Below are 18,333 nucleotides of genomic sequence, written 5' to 3' on the forward strand. Positions count from 1 at the left end.
ACGACTGTGCAATATACATTCCTATCTGCGACGATCCTACTGATCCTGATTACGGATCCGCTGGGCAATATTCCATTATTCATCAACGCGTTGCGCAACGTCGCGCGGGAGCGGCGCCCGAAGGTGATCCTGCGCGAAGTGGCGATCGCGTTCGTCATCCTAATGATATTCATGATCGCTGGCGACGCGTTCCTGCGCATGATGCACCTGACAGATCTGTCATTGCGGCTGGCGGGCGGAATCGTGCTGTTTCTGATCGCGCTTCGAATGATCTTCCCGCACGCGGAAGGTCCGTCCAACGGCGAGCCACTCAGCGAGCCGCTGATTGTGCCGCTTGCGATTCCGGCGCTGGCGGGACCGTCAGCCATCGCGACCGTCATGCTGCTGACGTCGCACGCGCCGGGCAAGATGCTCGAATGGATCGGCGCGCTCACGGTGACGATGGCCGTGTGCGCGATCGTGCTGCTGCTGGCTGAGAGGATCCAGCGATGGATTGGCGCGCGCACCGTTGCGGCATTCGAGCGGTTGATGGGGCTCGTGTTGGTCGCGATTTCGGTGGAGATGATCCTCGAGGGTATCCGGATCTTTGCGCGACAGCTTTAAGGGCCGCGGTCCGGCGCGAAACAGGCGCGCCGGCGCGGTAGCCGGCACTGGGCTTAGGCGTCGCCTGTCAGCGCGCGGATTGCGGACAGGTTGCGCCAATACCCGTTGACGTCCATCCCGCAGCCGAACACATAGCGGTCCGGCACTTGAACACCACAGAAATCGGGGTGCAGCGGCTTGGGCTTCGCAATGAGCTTTTCGCACAGCACCGCGCTGGCGAAGCGACGCGCGCCCTTCTCGATGATCCGGTCTCGGATCGCCGCCATCGTTTCGCCTTCGTCCAGGATGTCGTCAAGCACCAGCACGACGCGGTCCTTGACTGATTCGGCCGGTGCCACGCGCCACTGCATGTCATGGCCGCGCGTTGTGTTGCGATAGCGGGTCAGATGGATGTAGTCGAACTCGAGCGGAAAGTCCAAATGCGGCAGCAGCATGCCGGTGAACACCGCGGCACCGCCCATCACGGACAGTACAAGCGGGAACTCGTCACTCATCGCGTCGCGGATTGCAACGGCCATCCGCTGGATCGACGCCGCCACGTCGGCGGACGATACGATCTCCTCAGAGTGGCGGAAAATGTCCAGGGCTTCTTCGCGGTTCATCGGGATCTTGGCGAGGGGCCTAATAAAGAGAGGGTGAATCGAAAAACGGCGCGGGCTCCACAGAGAAAGCCCGCGATGGCAGCCGCGGTGGCGGCTCGGCTCAGTGCAGCCCGGGCAGCATGCCCTTCATGCCGCGCATCATCTTTTGCAAGTTGCCGCCCTTGAGCTTTTTCATCATGCCGCGCATCTGTTCGAACTGATTCAGCATCCGGTTGACCTCCTGCACCTGCACGCCGGCGCCGGTCGCGATGCGCCGCTTGCGGCTTGCTTTGATCAGTTCCGGCTTGGCGCGCTCGGTCGGCGTCATCGAATGGATGATGCCTTCCATGCGGCGCATCTGCTTTTCGGCCTGAGACATGTCGGCGTTGCCCGCGGCCTGCTGGAATTGCGCCGGCAGCTTATCCATCAGCGTCGATAAGCCGCCCATTTTCTTCATTTGCGACAGTTGGGCGCGAAAGTCATTCAGGTCAAAAGCGCCGCCTTTCTTCACCTTTTCGGCGAGCTTCTGCGCGGCCTGCACGTCCACGCCGCGCTGCGCTTCCTCGACCAGCGCCAGGATGTCTCCCATGCCCAGGATCCGATTGGCCATCCGTTCCGGATAGAACGTCTCTAGGCCATCGAGCTTCTCGCCGACGCCAACGAACTTGATCGGCCGGCCCGTCACGTGACGCACCGACAACGCTGCGCCGCCGCGCGAGTCGCCATCGAGCTTGGTCAGCACAACGCCGGTGAGCGGCAGCGCGTCATTAAAGGCCTTCGCGGTATTGACCGCGTCCTGGCCGAGCATCGCATCGACGACGAACAGCGTCTCGGCCGGCTTGAGTTGCGCATGCAACGCGGCGATTTCCTGCATCATCGCCTCATCGATGCCGAGCCGGCCCGCCGTGTCCACGATCAATACGTCATGATAGTGCCGCTTGGCCCAGTCCAATGCGTCCCGCGCGATATCCTGCGGTTTTTGGTCGGGTTGGGACGGGAAGCAATCCGCGCCGACCTGCTCGGTGACGGTTTTCAGCTGCGCGATCGCCGCGGGCCGGTAGACGTCGCACGATACAGTGAGGACTTTTTTCTTCTGCTTCTCGCGCAGCAGCTTAGCCAGCTTGCCGACCGTCGTGGTCTTGCCGGCACCCTGTAGGCCCGCCATCAAGATCACCGCTGGCGGTGTGACCGCCAGGTTCAGCTCGGCCGCCTTGCCCTCGTAGTCGCCGCCGATCACCGCGGTCAGCTCGCGTTGCACGACACCGACCAGTGCCTGGCCGGGGGTCAAGCTGCTGATCACTTCCTCACCGAGCGCCTTTTCCCGGACCTTCGCGATAAACTCGCGCACGACCGGCAGCGCGACGTCTGCCTCGAGCAGTGCCAGGCGCACCTCGCGCAGCATCTCTTGCGTGTTGGCCTCGGTAAGCCGGGCTTCGCCGCGAAGCGTCTTCACGACGCGCGCCATACGTTGTGTGAGATTGTCGAGCATGGGAGTGACGTGCGGTTTGCCGCGCCTCGACGTGAGCCCGGGCAGGTGGCGCGGTCCGGGTGCATCAAGACGCACGGGGGCAGCGGGATCCGGGCCGGCGGCGGGGCGCTAGTGTAAACTGAATAACTATGCACATTGTACTGTATGCCCTCACCGCGCTCTTGTATGGCAGCCTTGGCGTCGCCGCCTGGCGGTCGCATCGGCATGCGCGCGATTCGCACGGCACGCTGCTGGCCACGGCGCCGACAGCCGCGTTGGCGATAGCGCCCGGCCGCGCCACCGGCGCTGGCACGTCACCGGTGGCGCGCGCGGTGCTGTTTGCCGCGCTGGTGCTGCACGGGGTGCTGCTGCATATGACGATCTTCCCAGCTAACGCGATGGTGTTCGGCTTCGCATTCGCGCTGTCGGCGATGTTGTGGCTCGGCGCGAGCATCTACTGGATTGAGAGTTTCTTTTTCCGGCTCGATGGGCTGCGACTGCTGCTGATGCCGATTGCCTGCGTGGCGACGCTGCTGCCGCTGCTGTTCGGCGGCGTACACGTGCTGGCCTATGCGGCAGACCCGCTGTTCAAGGTCCACTTCGTGTTGGCGAATGTCGCGTATGGGTTGCTGGCGATCGCCGCGTTGCATGCGATTCTGATGCTGCTGGTCGAGCGCCGGCTGCACGCGCTGCGCGGCGTGGCCGGACGGCGCACGCCGGGGCCGCCCGCGCGTGACTGGTTATCGAGTTGGTTCGATACGCTGCCACCGTTGTTGACGCTGGAAAAGCTGCTGTTCCGCCTGATCGCCGCTGGTTTCGTGCTGCTGACACTGGCGCTGATCAGCGGCGTGTGGTTCAGCGAGCAACTGATCGCCCAAGCCGTCAAGCTGGATCACAAGACCGTGTTCGCGTTCGTGTCGTGGATCATGTTCGGCGCGCTACTAGTGGGCCGCCAGCGGCGCGGCTGGCGCGGTCGCACCGCGTTGCGTTGGGTGCTGGCGTCGTTCGCGGCGCTGCTGCTCGCGTATGTCGGCAGCCGCTTCGTGCTGGAAGTGCTGTTGCATCGCGCGGTGGTCTGATTGACGCAGTCGGCTCGCGTCGACATTTGAATCGTTTCCTGTGTGCTTATTCGTTCGTCATGGCCCGCATCCTCTTTTGGCTTTTTGTGATTCTCGCCATCCAGTGGCTGTGGCGCCAGCTCGCGCGTCGTGATCGGGCGCCCGTCAGCCACGGATCCGAGGCGGGACGGGAATCCATGCACCCGCAGGCCGACCGTGGTCGCACCGAAGGCGCGGCCAGCACGCGGTGCACAGGCTCCGCCGGAGGCGGCGCACTGCCGGAGGCCATCGTGCGTTGCGCACAGTGCGGGGTACATGTACCGGTAAGCGAAACGGTGTGGGTAAAGGGCCAGCTCTTTTGCTCCAACGAGCATGCGGTCCGCTACGCGGCCCGGCCGGCCGGGCGCGATAATGCGCGGTGAGCGGGCGATGTGCGCGGCGCAGCGGTTCGTGAACGACGACGCTGCGGCGGCGCGCATCGTGGTCGATGTGCCAGGGTGGGCTTGGCCGGCTCAGCACACGCCATGCGCGAATTTCGATGCGCGTCCCGCAGGCGTTGAGCCGACGCTCGTGGTGGTGCACAACATCAGTCTGCCGCCGGGACAGTTCGGCGGTGACGCGGTGGCGGCGCTGTTCCTCAACCAACTCGATTGCGACGCGCACCCCTACTACACGCGACTGCGTGGGCTGCGCGTATCGGCGCATTTTTTTGTGCGGCGGGACGGCACATTGCTGCAGTTCGTCTCGTGCAATGCGCGCGCGTGGCATGCTGGCGCGTCGTGTTTCGCCGGCCGAGCGCGCTGCAATGATTTTTCGATCGGCATTGAACTGGAAGGCTCGGACGAGCACGTGTTCGAGGCGTCGCAGTACGACACGCTGACGCGATTGTGCATCGCACTGTGTGAGCGCTATCCCATCACTGCGCTGGCCGGCCATGCGGACATCGCGCCGGGTCGCAAGACCGATCCGGGGCCGCATTTCGACTGGCATCGGTTGCGCGCTCAGCTTGCGCTGCCGGCGACGTTTTTTCCCTATCTGCGTTGAACATGTTGCGCGCGGCTGGACGCCGCGACGGCAGAGCATGCGGCGCATCCACGCTTGCATGGCGGCGAGCCCGCAATCGGCGGCGCATGCCAAAAAGTCAAGTCTTCGGGCGCAAATTTATTCGTGGAATCTGGGGCAAATTTCCACTATAGTTGGTATATGGCGACGGCGCCGCTACTAGATATTGTGGTTTTCGGCGGCGCCTCGTTTCCAGCGATGGCGCCGCATCGCCTTCTCAGACACCGTTTTCAGGGCGCTGTGGCACTGCGCCAATACGCCGTGCCATGCCCCACTCGTTCCAAGAACGCGGATTCACCGCACGACACAAGATCAGGAGTTTTGCCCATGCAAACCACCGAGAACGTCACGTCCCAACAGTCCAGTGCCGCAGCCGGCCTGCCGCATGGCGGTGGCGCTGCGCATGGTGCGCGCGCATTGGTGCCGCAGGCGACGTTTGCCGACTACAAGGTCATTCGCCGCAACGGGAGTGTGGTGTCATTCGAGCCGTCCAAGATCGCGATCGCGGTGACCAAGGCTTTCCTCGCCGTCAATGGCGGTCAGGGTGCCGCGTCGGCACGCGTGCGCGAATTGGTCGAGACGCTGACGCAGGCGGTCGTGCGCGCGCTCGTGCGCAGCCGGCCGAACGGCGGCACATTCCATATCGAAGACATTCAAGACCAGGTCGAACTCGCGTTGATGCGGGCCGGCGAGCACAATGTCGCTCGCGCCTATGTGCTGTATCGTGAGAAACGCGCCGCGGAGCGCGCACACGAGGTGGCGCAACAGCCGGCGCAAGGCGGGTTGAACGTGAACGACAACGGCCTCGTGCGCCCGCTGGATCTTGCTGCGTTGCGCAACGTGATCACGGCCGCCTGCGACGGGCTCGGCGAGGCGGTCAGCGCAGAGCCGATCGTCGCCGAAACGGTCAAAAATCTCTACGACGGCGTGCCGTTGTCGCAGGTCTACGACTCGGCGATCCTCGCCGCGCGCACAATGATCGAGAAGGACCCGGCCTACAGCCAGGTCACCGCGCGACTGCTGCTGCATACGATTCGCCGCGAGATTCTTGGCGAAGAGGTGTTGCAGTCCGAGATGGGTGCGCGGTATGCGGAGTACTTCCCGCAGTTCTTGAAGCGAGGTGTCGAAGCTGAATTGCTGGACGAGAAGCTGCTGCAGTTTGACTTGAAAAAGCTGGGCGACGCGCTGGATGCGTCGCGCGATCTGAAATTTGGCTATCTCGGTCTGCAGACGTTGTACGACCGTTACTTCCTGCACGTGGACGGGCAGCGCATTGAAATGCCGCAGGCCTTCTTCATGCGGGTGGCGATGGGGCTGGCGTTGAATGAAATTGACCGCGAGGCGCGGGCGATCGAGTTCTACACTGTGCTGTCAACGTTCGACTTCATGAGCTCGACGCCGACGCTGTTCAATTCCGGCACGCGCCGCTCGCAACTGTCGTCGTGCTACCTGACGACTGTCGCGGACGACCTGGACGGCATCTATGAAGCACTAAAGGAAAACGCGCTATTGTCCAAGTTTGCCGGCGGACTGGGCAACGACTGGTCCCGCGTGCGCGCGCTCGGCTCGCACATCAAGGGCACCAACGGCAAGTCGCAGGGCGTGGTGCCGTTCCTCAAGGTCGTCAACGACACGGCGGTCGCGGTCAACCAGGGGGGCAAGCGCAAGGGTGCAGTATGTGCGTATCTCGAAACCTGGCATTTGGACATCGAAGAGTTTCTTGAGTTGCGCAAGAACACCGGCGACGATCGTCGTCGCACGCACGACATGAATACCGCGAACTGGATCCCAGATCTGTTCATGAAGCGGGTAATCGAGGGGGGCGACTGGACGTTGTTTTCACCGTCGACCTGTCCGGACCTGCATGACAAATTTGGTGCCGAGTTCGAACAAGCTTATGTCGCGTACGAAGAGAAGGCCGCGCGCGGCGAACTGAAGCTGTTCAAGAAGGTTCCGGCCGCGCAACTGTGGCGCAAGATGCTCGGGATGCTGTTCGAGACCGGTCATCCGTGGATCACGTTCAAGGACCCCTGCAACGTGCGCTCGCCGCAGCAGCACGTGGGTGTTGTGCATTCGTCGAACCTGTGCACTGAAATCACGTTGAACACGAGCGACAACGAAATCGCGGTTTGCAACCTGGGCTCGGTCAACCTGGTCGCGCATATGAAGCAGGACGCGGACGGTGGCTATGTGCTGGACCACGATAAGCTCAAGCGCACGATCAGCGTCGCGATGCGCATGCTCGACAATGTGATCGATATCAATTACTACGCGGTTGCCAAGGCGCGTAACTCGAATCTGAAGCACCGTCCGGTCGGCATGGGCATCATGGGCTTCCAGGACTGCCTGCACTTGCTGCGCACGCCGTATGCATCGCAGCAGGCGGTGGAGTTCGCGGACCGCTCGATGGAAGCGGTCTGCTACTACGCGTACTGGGCCTCCACCGAACTGGCAAGTGAGCGCGGCCGGTACTCGTCGTACGGTGGCTCGCTGTGGGATCGCGGAATTTTGCCGCAAGACTCGCTGAAGCTGCTCGCTGACTCACGCGGTGGGTATGTCGAGGTCGACTCGTCCGAAACGATGGACTGGGCCGCGCTGCGCGAGCGCATCGCCACGCATGGCATGCGCAACTCGAACTGCGTTGCGATCGCGCCGACCGCAACGATCTCGAACATCATTGGTGTGTCCGCGTGCATCGAGCCGACGTTCCAGAATCTGTATGTGAAATCAAATTTGTCGGGCGAATTCACGGTCGTCAATGAATATCTGGTGCGTGACCTGAAGGCGCACGGGCTCTGGGACGAAGTGATGGTAGCCGATTTGAAGTACTTCGACGGATCGCTGGCGCGCATCGATCGGATTCCCGCCGATCTGCGCGCGACGTATGCAACCGCGTTCGAAGTGGATCCGAAGTGGCTCGTGGAGGCGGCGGCGCGTCGGCAGAAGTGGATCGATCAGGCGCAGTCGTTGAACATCTACATGGCCGGGGCGTCGGGTAAGAAGCTGGACGAAATCTACAAGCTCGCCTGGCTGCGCGGCCTGAAGACGACGTACTACTTGCGCACGATCGCCGCAACGCATGTCGAGAAGTCGACGGTTGCGCATGGCGCGCTCAATGCGGTGCCATCTAGCGACGGTGGCGGGGGGGCGATGCATGGCGTGGGGAGTGACGTGTCGGGCAGCGCGGCGACGCGCAACGCCGGTGTGCACGCCGCTGCCGATGCGGGAGCGCAGGATGAGATCGCGGGACCGGTTTGCATGCTGCGTCCTGGCGATGCAGGCTTCGAGGAGTGTGAGGCATGCCAATGATGCATTAGCGCGTGAGCGTGCTCGACCGTGTTGTCTAATACCGCCCGCGGTCATACTGCATGCGGTACACGATAAGGCACGGGACGCGTGCTGCTTGGTATGTATCGCGTGTGCATCGTGCGACACGCGATACGCGCGATGAGCGGTGGCCACGTGCATGGTAGGTGCGGCGAGTGCAATGAAACGGATGGCCCACGCGTCGCGCCGATCGATATCAAGCAATGGTCGATCTGGGTCGTGATGCAACCGATATGAAGTCCTGGACGATCCTATCGATCAAAGTGTTGTATGAAGGTCTCAATGCGAGATCAAAAGAGCGTTTTTCATCAGCGGACTCTTTTATCGTTGGTGAAAAGATGGTACAAACCGATCTAAATTGATGGTGACATTTATGCTCAACTGGGATGACGAGATTACTGCCGTAATTCCCCCGAGCGTTCCGCAACCGACGGTGCGAGAAACGACGGCGACTGGAGCCGTGGCATCGTCCGCCGGGTACGCAGCGCAAGCTGCGGATACGCCCGCTTCATTGGCACAGGATAGCTTCACGCGCGATGTCGCTGTCGCGCCGGGCCAGCAACCGAACGCGTCGCCGGCGCCCGCCCCCGAGGCCCGCGTGAACGTGGCCGACAAGCGGATCATTAACGGCAAGACCGACGTCAATCAACTCGTGCCGTTCAAGTACAAGTGGGCGTGGGAGAAGTACCTCGCCGGCTGTGCGAACCACTGGATGCCGCAGGAAATCAACATGTCCCGCGACATCGCGCTCTGGAAGGATCCGAACGGGCTGACTGACGACGAGCGCCGCATCGTCAAGCGCAATTTGGGTTTCTTTGTCACGGCTGATTCGTTGGCGGCGAACAATATCGTGCTCGGCACGTATCGCCACATCACTGCACCCGAATGTCGCCAGTTCCTGCTGCGTCAAGCATTCGAGGAAGCGATTCATACGCACGCGTACCAGTACATCGTCGAGTCGCTCGGCCTGGACGAGGGCGAGATCTTCAATGCGTATCATGAAGTGTCATCGATCCGTGCGAAGGATGAATTTCTGATCCCGTTCATCCATACGTTGACCGATCCGTCGTTCAAGACTGGCACGCTCGAGGCGGACCAGAAGCTGCTGAAGTCGTTAATCGTCTTCGCGTGCGTGATGGAGGGACTGTTCTTCTACGTCGGGTTCACGCAAATACTGGCGTTGGGTCGGCAGAACAAGATGACCGGTGCTGCTGAGCAGTACCAGTACATCCTGCGCGACGAGTCGATGCACTGCAACTTTGGCATCGACCTGATCAATCAGATCAAGCTTGAGAATCCGCATTTGTGGACGCCGGCATTTCGCGAGGAGATTGGCGGCTTATTCAAGCATGCGGTCGAACTCGAGTACCGGTATGCGGAGGATACGATGCCGCGTGGTGTGCTGGGCTTGAACGCTGGTATGTTCAAAAGCTATTTGCGATTCATCTGCAATCGGCGCTGCCAGCAGATCGGCCTGGAGCCGTTGTTCCCGAACGAGGAAAATCCGTTTCCGTGGATGAGCGAGATGATCGACTTGAAGAAGGAGCGCAACTTCTTCGAGACGCGAGTGATTGAATATCAAACCGGTGGCGCGCTGAGCTGGGAATGACGCGCACCAATGAATAGGTAGGGGTGTGCAGTACGCGATGGCGGCGATGACGCCGCCGCGTGTGCCGCACAAGTTTAGGAGAAGTGCCGCCTGATGCAATGTGTGCCTGACCGCCTGGATAGCCGACTGACGACGAACGGCACTGTGCGAACCCTTCAGTGGGATGGGCAAACTACCCCCGGAAAAGCCTCCGGCCGCGGTGTTGTGTGCCGGACTGCTTCAAATCATTCGCCGGCAGCGATGCCGGTCGTGTTGGGGCGCACGGAGCCGCTGGGTCGGTCTCGTGCGCCTTGCCGCATTCATTAGCGTAAGCAGGATGCAGGTGCGTACGCCGATGAATAATCCGCTTCGCAGCAGCCGCGTTGAAAAAACGCGTTGGCGGGAAGCGGGTTTTGACGAAGGGTGTTTGTAACTCTCATCTGAACCTGAAGGAGAAAAAGATGGTCACTGCAAAGAAAAAGCCGGCTGCGAAGAAAGCAGCAGCAAAACCCGCTGTGAAGAAGGTCGCAGCGAAGAAGGCAGCACCGGCCAAGAAAGCGACGCTGGCGAAGAAGGCGGTGCCGGCTAAGAAGGTTGCCGCCAAGAAGGCCGCCGTGAAGAAGGTGGCGGCGAAGAAGGTCGTGGCGAAGAAGGCGGCACCGGTCAAAAAGGTTGCGGCCAAGAAGGTTGCAGCGAAGAAGGCAGTACCGGCCAAAAAGGTCGCGGCTAAGAAAGTCGCCGTGAAGAAGGTGGCCGCGAAGAAGGCGGCACCGGCGAAAAAGGCGGCACCGGCCAAGAAGGCGGCGGTCAGAAAGGTCGCCGCGAAAAAGGCACCGGCGAAGAAGGCGGCGGCAGCCAAGAAGGCGCCGGCGAAGAAAGCTGCGGCCAAGAAGCCGGCTGCGAAGAAGGCGGCGGCGAAGAAAGCTGCCACTGCCCCCGCCGCCCCTGCGACGCCGACGCCGGCTGTGCAGGCCAACGCGGTGAAGACCGCGCTGAACCCGGCTGCGGCATGGCCGTTCCCGACTGGCAGCCGTCCATAATCGACACGTCGAATGGGGCCGGTGCGTGACGACGCGCCGGCGCGCCACAAGTCGTCGAGTGACATGACATCCCACACCAGGCACGTGCCCGGTGCGGGATGTTTTTCAATGCGTCACGCGCGTGATGCCGCCTGCGGACAGCAACCGGACGCGATCGCCGGCACGGAATACCTCGCCGGTGGCTGCCTGCGTGATCGAGCGCAGGTCGCCGTTATCGAGCCGTACCGTGATTTCCAGCCCGTTGGAGGTGCCGGCCCGTTGGGCAACAGTATTGCCTGCCACCGCGCCCGCAATGCCGCCGACGATGCCGGTCAGGATCGAGCCGCGGCCGCCTCCGATTGAACTACCCGCCACTGCGCCAAGCGCACCCCCGCCGAGCGTCCCAAGCGCGCCGCCGCCTTCGTTATCCGAAACGATGTGTACTGCCCGTACGCTTTCCACGGTTCCCATGCGCACGGTCTGTTCGCGCTGCGCCTGCGATGTGGTGTAGACGTCGGCTGAGCCAGCGGGCGTAAAGCACGCGGCCAGCGAGAGGCTGGCGGACAGCATCACGACAAGCGTAACGTGTCTCTTGGTCATCATCGTTGTTCTCCCATAGATAGCTCAAGGCAAGCGGTAGCCGAATGCGGTTTCGAAACGGGCGCCGATTTCGGTTCGATCCAATGTGTAGGTTTGTGGTCCTTGATGCGCGATCTTGATTGAGCCCATCAGGCTCGCGAGGCGTCCGGTGGTGGCCCAGTCCAGGCCTTTTTCAATGCCGTAGAGCAGGCCACTGCGGAAGGCATCGCCACAACCGGTAGGCTCGACGATCCGCTCTGCCGGCACGACCGGAATGGCTTCGACGCCATTGCGGTGATGAATCGTCGCACCCTGCGCGCCGAGCGTGATGATCAGCGCGTCGACGCGACTCGCGATGTCCGTCACGGACCACCCGGTTTTGTCGCTCAAGAGTTTCGCTTCGTAATCATTGACTGCCACATAGGTCGCAAGTTCAATCATCCGGCGCAGCTGGGCACCATCAAGGATCGGCAGCCCTTGGCCCGGATCAAACATGAACGGGATGTTCGCTTGCGCGAATTGCTCCGCATGCTCGCACATGCCTTGTGCACCGTCCGGCGCGACGATGCCGAGCGTGACATCCTGTGCGTCGCTGACGCGGTTCAGGTGACTCATTAGCATGGCGCCAGGATGAAACGCGGTGATCTGGTTGTTTTCTTGGTCGGTCGTGATCATTGCCTGCGCCGTGTGCGTGTCTGGCAGCACGCGCACGCAATCACGGCGTATGTCCAGCGAGTCGAGTCGCTCTAGATAGCGTTGAGCGTCGATTGCGCCGAGCGTTGCCATGATCAGTGGCTCGCCCCCCAGTAACTTCAGCCCGTATGCGATATTCCCGGCGCAGCCGCCAAATTCACGGCGCATGGACGGAACGAGGAAGCTGACGTTCAGAATATGGACCTGGTCGGGCAAGATGTGCTCGCGAAAGTGCCCTTCGAACATCATGATGTTGTCGTACGCGAGCGAGCCGCAGATTAGCGTGGCCACAGTGGTGATTCCTTATGATAGGTTGAGTGCCGGATCGCCCCCGCGCGCGCATCGCCGGCGTGCGGGGGCGTGCTTGCGCCGGCCGCCGGACGATATACTCGGGGCGGTAAGGCCGGTATCGAGCCTGTCGCCCGCGCTGGGCGGCGACAGGCAGGGAGTTATTTCAGTGCAGCAAGGGCTGCGTCGTAATTGGGTTCATTTTTAATTTCCGACACGCGTTCCACGTGTAGCACTTTGTCGTCCCCATCGAGCACGATGACGGCGCGCGCGGTCAAGCCGGCCAGTGGCCCGGTCTTGATGTCCACCCCGTATTGGCCGGCGAACTCCCGGTTACGGAACGTCGAGGCCGTGATCACGTTCTCGATGCCTTCGGTCGTGCAGAACCGCGTCGCCGCAAACGGTAAGTCAGCCGAAATCACGATAACGACGGTGTTCTCCAGCTTGCTTGCCGCTTCGTTGAACTTGCGCGTTGAGGTTGCGCAGGTGGGCGTATCCAGGCTCGGCACAATGTTCAGGACCTTGCGCTTGCCAGTGAAGTCGTTGAGCTTCACGTCCGCCAGGCCCTTGCCGACCAGTGAGAATGGCGCGGCCTTCTGGCCGACGGCTGGCAGTGTACCGGCGACTTCGATGGGGTTGCCTCCGAGAGTAACTTGGCTCATGGTTTCTCCTGCGATGGTGGCGTTGGACGCTCGGGCCGAGCGCTTGCCGCCGGGTTAATGATGGGGTGGCGCACATGCCGCGCGTCACGGATAATAAATTTGCATCCCGCGTCACGCAGAGCGGCGCACTGACGCTGTACGGGTGGAACGTGGGCGCCAAGGGGCCGCTATTGATCAGCTTGCACGCGGTCCGCTCGGGTGACGGCGTGGCGGGATGGACGGGATTATCACGTGGCGGGGTGATCAAACCCGGGCCCTCATCGCCACGAGGGGCCGTGTCGCGTCGTGCCGCGATGGTGTGGTCGTCGTCACGCGCCGCTGGCGGCGCTTCATTGCATGCAGCATCGGTATGCTGTGGCCCCCGAACGGGATGGGCAATGTCCCATGGGGCCCGACGGGCGGTTGCGCCCGGCCGGGGACATGCGAAGGTTCATCGGCATCGCCGGTCAGCAACAAGGGCGCGACTTGCCGGCCCGCACCGTCGAAGATCGGTTGGCAATGGCCACCGCGCACCAAGTCGTGGTGCAGTTTCAATTGATCGGCGACGAACCGGTAGACGGTACCGCAGCGGGGACAGCGGGTGGCGAGCGTCATGTCAACGGGTTTCCCTGAACCGGCGCACGGCGCGCCGCTCAATCGGTTGAAGTGCCGGTATTCTAATTAACTATCCCGGCGTTGCCCGGCCAGGCACACCCATCCGTCCTGTTCACGCCAAACGGCAAGCTCGATGTGGCGCGCGTAGACCGCCGCGACTTCGTCCGCTTGGCGCGCCAGCACCCCGGATAGCGCAAGTCTTCCGCCCAGTTTTACTCTGGAGGCCAACATCGAAGCCATCAGCTTGAGCGGATTGGACAGGATGTTGGCGACGACTACATCGAACTCGTTTGCGGGGCACTCGTGAGGCAGCCCATACATGACGTCGACGCGATTGCGCTCGCTGTTGTGCTGAGCCGAGTCGATCGCCTGCGGGTCGATATCGATGCCTACGACCGGCGTGGCACCGCACTTGCGCGCGAGTATCGCTAGGATGCCAGAGCCACATCCGTAGTCGAGCAGCGAATCGCCGGCACGCACGTGCTGTTCGATCCATTCCATGCACAGGCGTGTGGTCGGATGGCTGCCGGTGCCAAAGGCGAGCCCCGGGTCGAGTTCCAGCACCACGGCGTCGTGCTGCGGTGCCTCGTGCCATGAGGGCACGACCCAGATCCGCTGGCCGACATGGATTGGTTCGAACTGGGATTGCGTGAGCCGCACCCAGTCCTGCTCCTGGACGTCGCGCGCGGTAAAGGCCGGTAGCGCGGGCAGGCCGACCGCATTCACGGCGGCCGCCAGCAGCACGGCGGGGTCCTGTTCCGCGGCAAGCATGGCAATCACCCGCGAGTGCGTCCACGCGGCGCGCTCCGGCACGAGGCCGGGCTCACCGAACAGCGCTTGTTCGTGCGGCGTGTCTGCGTCGGCGTCCTCGACGCAGACCGACAACACACCAAGCTCAAGCAACGCGTCTGACAAAGGCTCGGCGCGTTCGCGATCAATTTCGACGACGACTTCGCGATAGTTCATGCCCGTTACGCTTCCTTAGGGGCGACCTGCTGCTTGGCAGCCAGCTTGTCTTCGAGGTAATGGATGCTAGTGCCGCCCTGGACGAACTTGGCGTCTAGCATCAATTCCCGGTGCAACGGGATATTCGTCTGAATACCCTCGACCACCATCTCGGACAATGCAATACGCATCCGGTTGATCGCCTGTTCGCGGGTCGCGCCGTACGCGATGAGCTTGCCGATCATCGAATCGTAGTTGGGCGGCACGAAGTAGCCATTGTACGCGTGCGAATCGACGCGGATGCCCGGGCCACCGGGCGCGTGCCATGACGTAATCCGTCCCGGCGACGGCGTGAATTTGAATGGATCTTCTGCGTTGATCCGGCATTCGATCGCGTGACCGCGGAATGCGATGTCGCGTTGCCGCACCGACAGTTTCTCGCCTGCCGCGATGCGGATCTGCTCTTGAACGATATCCACGCCCGTGATCAGCTCGGTCACCGGGTGCTCAACCTGGACCCGGGTGTTCATTTCGATGAAGTAGAATTCGCCGTTCTCGTACAGGAACTCGAACGTGCCGGCACCCAGGTAGCCCATTTTCTTGCACGCTTCGGCGCAGCGATCGCCGATCCGCTCGATCAACCGGCGTGCGATGTGAGGCGCCGGCGCCTCTTCGATCACTTTTTGATGGCGCCGCTGCATCGAGCAGTCACGCTCGCCAAGCCAGACCGCGCTCTTGAACGAATCAGCCAGTACCTGGATCTCGATGTGCCGCGGATTCTCCAGGAACTTTTCCATGTAGACCTGCGGGTTGCCAAACGCGCGGCCGGCTTCTTCACGCGTCATGTTGACCGCGTTGACGAGTGCCGCTTCCGTGTGCACGACCCGCATACCGCGCCCACCACCGCCACCGGCGGCCTTGATAATCACCGGATAGCCGACCGAGCGCGCGATCTTGACGATCTCCTTTGGATCGTCCGGCAACGCGCCGTCCGAGCCCGGGACGCACGGCACGCCTGTCTTGATCATCGTTTGCTTGGCGCTGACCTTGTCGCCCATCAGCCGGATGGTCTCCGGACGCGGGCCGATGAACGTGAAGCCGGACTGCTCGACCCGCTCCGCAAAGTCGGCGTTCTCAGACAGGAAGCCGTAGCCCGGATGGATCGCTTCGGCGTCGGTGACTTCTGCCGCGCTGATGAGCGCCGGCATGTTCAGGTAGCTCAGGTTCGACGGCGCCGGCCCGATGCAGACTGCTTCGTCGGCAAGGCGCACGTACTTCGCTTCCTTGTCGGCTTCCGAATAGATGACAACCGTCTTGACGCCGAGCTCGCGGCACGCGCGCTGGATGCGCAGTGCAATTTCGCCGCGATTGGCAATGAGTATTTTCTCGAACATAGGCACAGTGACTCTTTAGCCGATCACGAACAGTGGTTGGCCGTATTCGACAGCCTGGCCGTTTTCGACGAGGATTTCCTTGACCACGCCCGTCTTGTCGGCTTCGATCTCGTTCAGCAGCTTCATCGCCTCGATAATGCAGATTGTCTGGCCTTCTTTGACCGAGTCGCCAACTTGCACGAACGGATCGGCTCCCGGCGACGGCGCGCGGTAGAACGTGCCGACCATTGGCGAGGTGACCACATGGCCTTGCGGCGTGGCAGCGGCAGGGGTGGCGGGTGCGTCGGACTCAGTCGACGTGGCAGCCGGTGCGCCGGGCGCACCGGTGACCTGCGGCGCCGGGGCATATTGTGCCTGGGACGGCAGATAGACAGGTGCCGCGTTCTTGACGATCCGGACTTTGCCTTCGCCTTCGGTGACTTCGAGTTCCGAGATGCCGGACTCGGATACCAGGTCGATCAGGGTTTTGAGTTTGCGTAGATCCATCGGTGGTCCCCAATTTGATGTGGCGCCCGGGCCAAGCCCGGAATAGCGAAAGTGTGGTGTTGCCAGGAAAAGACGTCAATGCGACCGGCCCAGGTGCTCCAGCGCAAAGTCCAACGCGTATAAGTAGCCCCGCCAGCCGAGCCCGCAGATCACGCCCTCCGCCAAGTCGGAAAGATACGACACATGGCGGAAAGCTTCGCGTCGATGCACGTTCGACAAGTGGATCTCGACAAACGGGATCCCGGTTGCCGCAATCGCGTCGCGGATCGCGACGCTGGTGTGCGTGAGGGCCGCAGGGTTGATCAGCACAAAGCCGATTTGCTCGTCGCGCGCCTGGTGCAGGCGCTCGATGATGTCCCCTTCGTGATTGCTCTGGAAGCAAATGAGCGCCGCCCCCGCGGCGTTGGCCTTCTGCGCCAGCGCCTGCTCGATTTGGGCGAGCGTCGTACTGCCGTACGTCTGCGGCTCGCGTGTACCGAGCAGATTCAGGTTGGGGCCGTTGACGACCAGGATGCGAAGACTCATAAGCGCTCGTTTTCTGCGAATTTGCGCGCACTTTACCGCTGATTCAAAAAAATTGTCCAGTTTTCGGCGCGCTCGCCCTCAAAAGAACGGACGTTCGGCAAAGCGTGGCGGCTGTAATTTCAGCCAATCTAGCGGCAAATGGTAGACAACAGCAGCAAACGTCTACAATTTATCGATAAATTACCGTGTAATTTGTGATTGGCACATGCTGCTGATGACTGACACGCGAGTGCCGAGCTGGCGTGCCGCACGGCACTGACTGTTCCGCCTATGTCATAGCGCGTCCAGTGCCATGCTCAGCCGCGCCGCGTCGATTTCACCCAGCTTCGAGTAGCGAACGTGTCCCGCTTTGTCGATGACTACGGTAAACGGTAACCCGCCGGCCTCGTTGCCGAACTGGCGAGCCAAGTTTGCACCGCCGAAGCCGGCTACGTAGACCGGGTAGCCGATCGTCACTTTGGATAGAAATTGCGATATGTTCCGGGCCGAATCGACGCCAATGCCGACGAAGCGCACGCCTTTGTCCGCATAGCGGCGTTGCAACCCGGACAGCGCCGGCATTTCTTTCACGCATGGCGCACACCACGACGCCCAGAAATTCACCACGGTGACTTTGCCGCGATACTGGGCCAACGGCTGAAGCTGGCCTGCCGGATCGGGCAGCGAACTAGCAAACAGCGCGCGCACCGCGTCGTCGTGGGCCGCGTAGGGCGGCGCGGCAGCGTATGCCGATTGCGCGGTGTCCACTGGCTGCGCTGCACAGACAGGCAGCGGCGCGCACAGCAAGCAGGCTACAGCGCGCCACGCGGCACGGGCGCGGCGTGCCGACGCTGGTGCGGGGGAAGCAGTTGAGAAATCGGGATATAACGTCGAGTTCATTGCATTTAACGTCGGGTTCATTGCACTTCCATTAAGCAAGGGCGAACTGCTACAACTCGCGCCGGTTCCAGTGGCGATGCGATGCAAGGCGCGTGCGTGCGGGCGTGTGGGCGGGTGGCAACTGCCGCTGCCATTCAACCCACATCGAGCAGCGCCCGGACCGACGCCGCGTTTGCGCGCGCCTGTCGTCCGCGCGCATCGGCACGGACCGCGCCACGCAAATCATTCGTGTCGTATAGCGCCACATGGAGGCCGACCGCGTTGCCGTCGCCGTCGCGGACGATGAAGCTCAATGTCTCAACTGCTCCCCGGCCGGCGAAATGGCGCGTCTCGGATACGTCGTACTGTATGCCGGCGTTCAGTAGGTGGATGGCCACCTCTTTGGGATTGTCGCAAAACACTTGCAGGTGGATGTCCGAATGGACACCGGCTGTGCCGTTGAGCACGGCGCCGGTCAAGTAGGGGTTGAATTGCGTGAGTTGCCCCATCCAGTCCAGCGCGGTTTCGCGCAGTCGCCGCAGAATGCCGGGCTGTGTGTCGCCATGGAACAGCGCCAGATATTCCCGTATTTCTTCCTCAATT

Annotated in this window: 19 protein-coding genes; 7 read left to right on the forward strand and 12 right to left on the reverse strand. The window is 62.1% G+C overall.

Annotated elements, in window-relative coordinates; translation table 11 throughout:
• Nucleotides 1-6 precede the first annotated feature (6 nt).
• A complete protein-coding gene (locus IHE30_RS14315) occupies nt 7-603 on the forward strand; it encodes a MarC family protein (protein WP_337691588.1) in 597 nt (198 codons plus the stop codon).
• A gap of 53 nt (nt 604-656) precedes the next feature.
• On the opposite strand, the gene IHE30_RS14320 is transcribed toward IHE30_RS14315, so the two are convergent.
• Both IHE30_RS14320 and ffh read right to left on the reverse strand, forming a co-directional pair.
• Nucleotides 657-1,205, reverse strand: a complete 549-nt coding sequence (locus tag IHE30_RS14320) for a hypoxanthine-guanine phosphoribosyltransferase (RefSeq protein WP_337691590.1) — start codon at nt 1,203-1,205, stop codon at nt 657-659.
• A gap of 100 nt (nt 1,206-1,305) precedes the next feature.
• Nucleotides 1,306-2,673, reverse strand: coding sequence for a signal recognition particle protein (ffh, locus tag IHE30_RS14325; RefSeq protein ID WP_337691591.1), 1,368 nt, complete (start codon nt 2,671-2,673; stop codon nt 1,306-1,308).
• A gap of 128 nt (nt 2,674-2,801) precedes the next feature.
• Here ffh and IHE30_RS14330 point away from each other — a divergent pair, with 128 nt between their 5' ends.
• From IHE30_RS14330 to IHE30_RS14355, 6 genes are all read left to right on the forward strand, one after another.
• Nucleotides 2,802-3,731, forward strand: coding sequence for a cytochrome C assembly family protein (locus IHE30_RS14330; RefSeq protein ID WP_337691592.1), 930 nt, complete (start codon nt 2,802-2,804; stop codon nt 3,729-3,731).
• Between the two features lie 26 nt (nt 3,732-3,757).
• Entirely contained in the window at nt 3,758-4,132 is a 375-nt protein-coding gene (locus tag IHE30_RS14335) for a PP0621 family protein (RefSeq protein WP_337691594.1), read from the forward strand.
• A 7-nt stretch (nt 4,133-4,139) separates the two neighbouring features.
• Entirely contained in the window at nt 4,140-4,754 is a 615-nt protein-coding gene (gene ampD / locus IHE30_RS14340; protein ID WP_337691620.1) for a 1,6-anhydro-N-acetylmuramyl-L-alanine amidase AmpD, read from the forward strand.
• A gap of 345 nt (nt 4,755-5,099) precedes the next feature.
• Nucleotides 5,100-8,081, forward strand: coding sequence for a ribonucleoside-diphosphate reductase subunit alpha (locus IHE30_RS14345; RefSeq protein WP_337691595.1), 2,982 nt, complete (start codon nt 5,100-5,102; stop codon nt 8,079-8,081).
• A gap of 391 nt (nt 8,082-8,472) precedes the next feature.
• Nucleotides 8,473-9,708 carry a ribonucleotide-diphosphate reductase subunit beta gene (locus IHE30_RS14350; RefSeq protein WP_337691597.1) on the forward strand — a complete coding sequence of 412 codons (1,236 nt, stop codon included), beginning with the start codon at nt 8,473-8,475 and terminating at the stop codon, nt 9,706-9,708.
• A gap of 440 nt (nt 9,709-10,148) precedes the next feature.
• Nucleotides 10,149-10,727, forward strand: a complete 579-nt coding sequence (locus IHE30_RS14355; protein ID WP_337691598.1) for a histone H1-like DNA-binding protein — start codon at nt 10,149-10,151, stop codon at nt 10,725-10,727.
• 105 nt (nt 10,728-10,832) lie between these two features.
• Here IHE30_RS14355 and IHE30_RS14360 read toward each other — a convergent pair whose 3' ends face one another.
• From IHE30_RS14360 to IHE30_RS14405, 10 genes are all read right to left on the reverse strand, one after another.
• Nucleotides 10,833-11,309, reverse strand: coding sequence for a glycine zipper 2TM domain-containing protein (locus IHE30_RS14360; protein WP_337691600.1), 477 nt, complete (start codon nt 11,307-11,309; stop codon nt 10,833-10,835).
• Between the two features lie 21 nt (nt 11,310-11,330).
• Nucleotides 11,331-12,269: a carbohydrate kinase family protein gene (locus IHE30_RS14365; RefSeq protein ID WP_337691602.1), complete on the reverse strand. Its 939-nt coding sequence runs from the start codon at nt 12,267-12,269 to the stop codon at nt 11,331-11,333.
• Nucleotides 12,270-12,427: 158 nt separating this feature from the next.
• Nucleotides 12,428-12,928: a thiol peroxidase gene (tpx, locus tag IHE30_RS14370; protein ID WP_337691603.1), complete on the reverse strand. Its 501-nt coding sequence runs from the start codon at nt 12,926-12,928 to the stop codon at nt 12,428-12,430.
• A gap of 243 nt (nt 12,929-13,171) precedes the next feature.
• On the reverse strand, nt 13,172-13,522 hold the full coding sequence (locus tag IHE30_RS14375) for a zinc-ribbon domain-containing protein (protein ID WP_337691604.1): 351 nt from the start codon (nt 13,520-13,522) through the stop codon (nt 13,172-13,174).
• Between the two features lie 66 nt (nt 13,523-13,588).
• Nucleotides 13,589-14,488 carry a 50S ribosomal protein L11 methyltransferase gene (gene prmA / locus IHE30_RS14380; RefSeq protein WP_337691607.1) on the reverse strand — a complete coding sequence of 300 codons (900 nt, stop codon included), beginning with the start codon at nt 14,486-14,488 and terminating at the stop codon, nt 13,589-13,591.
• A 5-nt stretch (nt 14,489-14,493) separates the two neighbouring features.
• Nucleotides 14,494-15,861 (reverse strand): acetyl-CoA carboxylase biotin carboxylase subunit, encoded by a 1,368-nt coding sequence (accC, locus tag IHE30_RS14385; protein ID WP_337691608.1) that lies wholly within the window; start codon nt 15,859-15,861, stop codon nt 14,494-14,496.
• 15 nt (nt 15,862-15,876) lie between these two features.
• On the reverse strand, nt 15,877-16,347 hold the full coding sequence (gene accB / locus IHE30_RS14390) for an acetyl-CoA carboxylase biotin carboxyl carrier protein (protein WP_337691610.1): 471 nt from the start codon (nt 16,345-16,347) through the stop codon (nt 15,877-15,879).
• Between the two features lie 75 nt (nt 16,348-16,422).
• On the reverse strand, nt 16,423-16,872 hold the full coding sequence (gene aroQ, locus IHE30_RS14395) for a type II 3-dehydroquinate dehydratase (protein WP_337691612.1): 450 nt from the start codon (nt 16,870-16,872) through the stop codon (nt 16,423-16,425).
• A 273-nt stretch (nt 16,873-17,145) separates the two neighbouring features.
• Entirely contained in the window at nt 17,146-17,751 is a 606-nt protein-coding gene (locus IHE30_RS14400; protein ID WP_337691613.1) for a TlpA family protein disulfide reductase, read from the reverse strand.
• Between the two features lie 134 nt (nt 17,752-17,885).
• Nucleotides 17,886-18,333 (reverse strand): UDP-N-acetylmuramate--alanine ligase (locus IHE30_RS14405; protein ID WP_337691614.1); only part of this gene is annotated, 448 nt, incomplete at its 5' end.

This window comes from Mycetohabitans sp. B46 (assembly GCF_037389205.1).
Classification (GTDB): Bacteria; Pseudomonadota; Gammaproteobacteria; order Burkholderiales; family Burkholderiaceae; genus Mycetohabitans.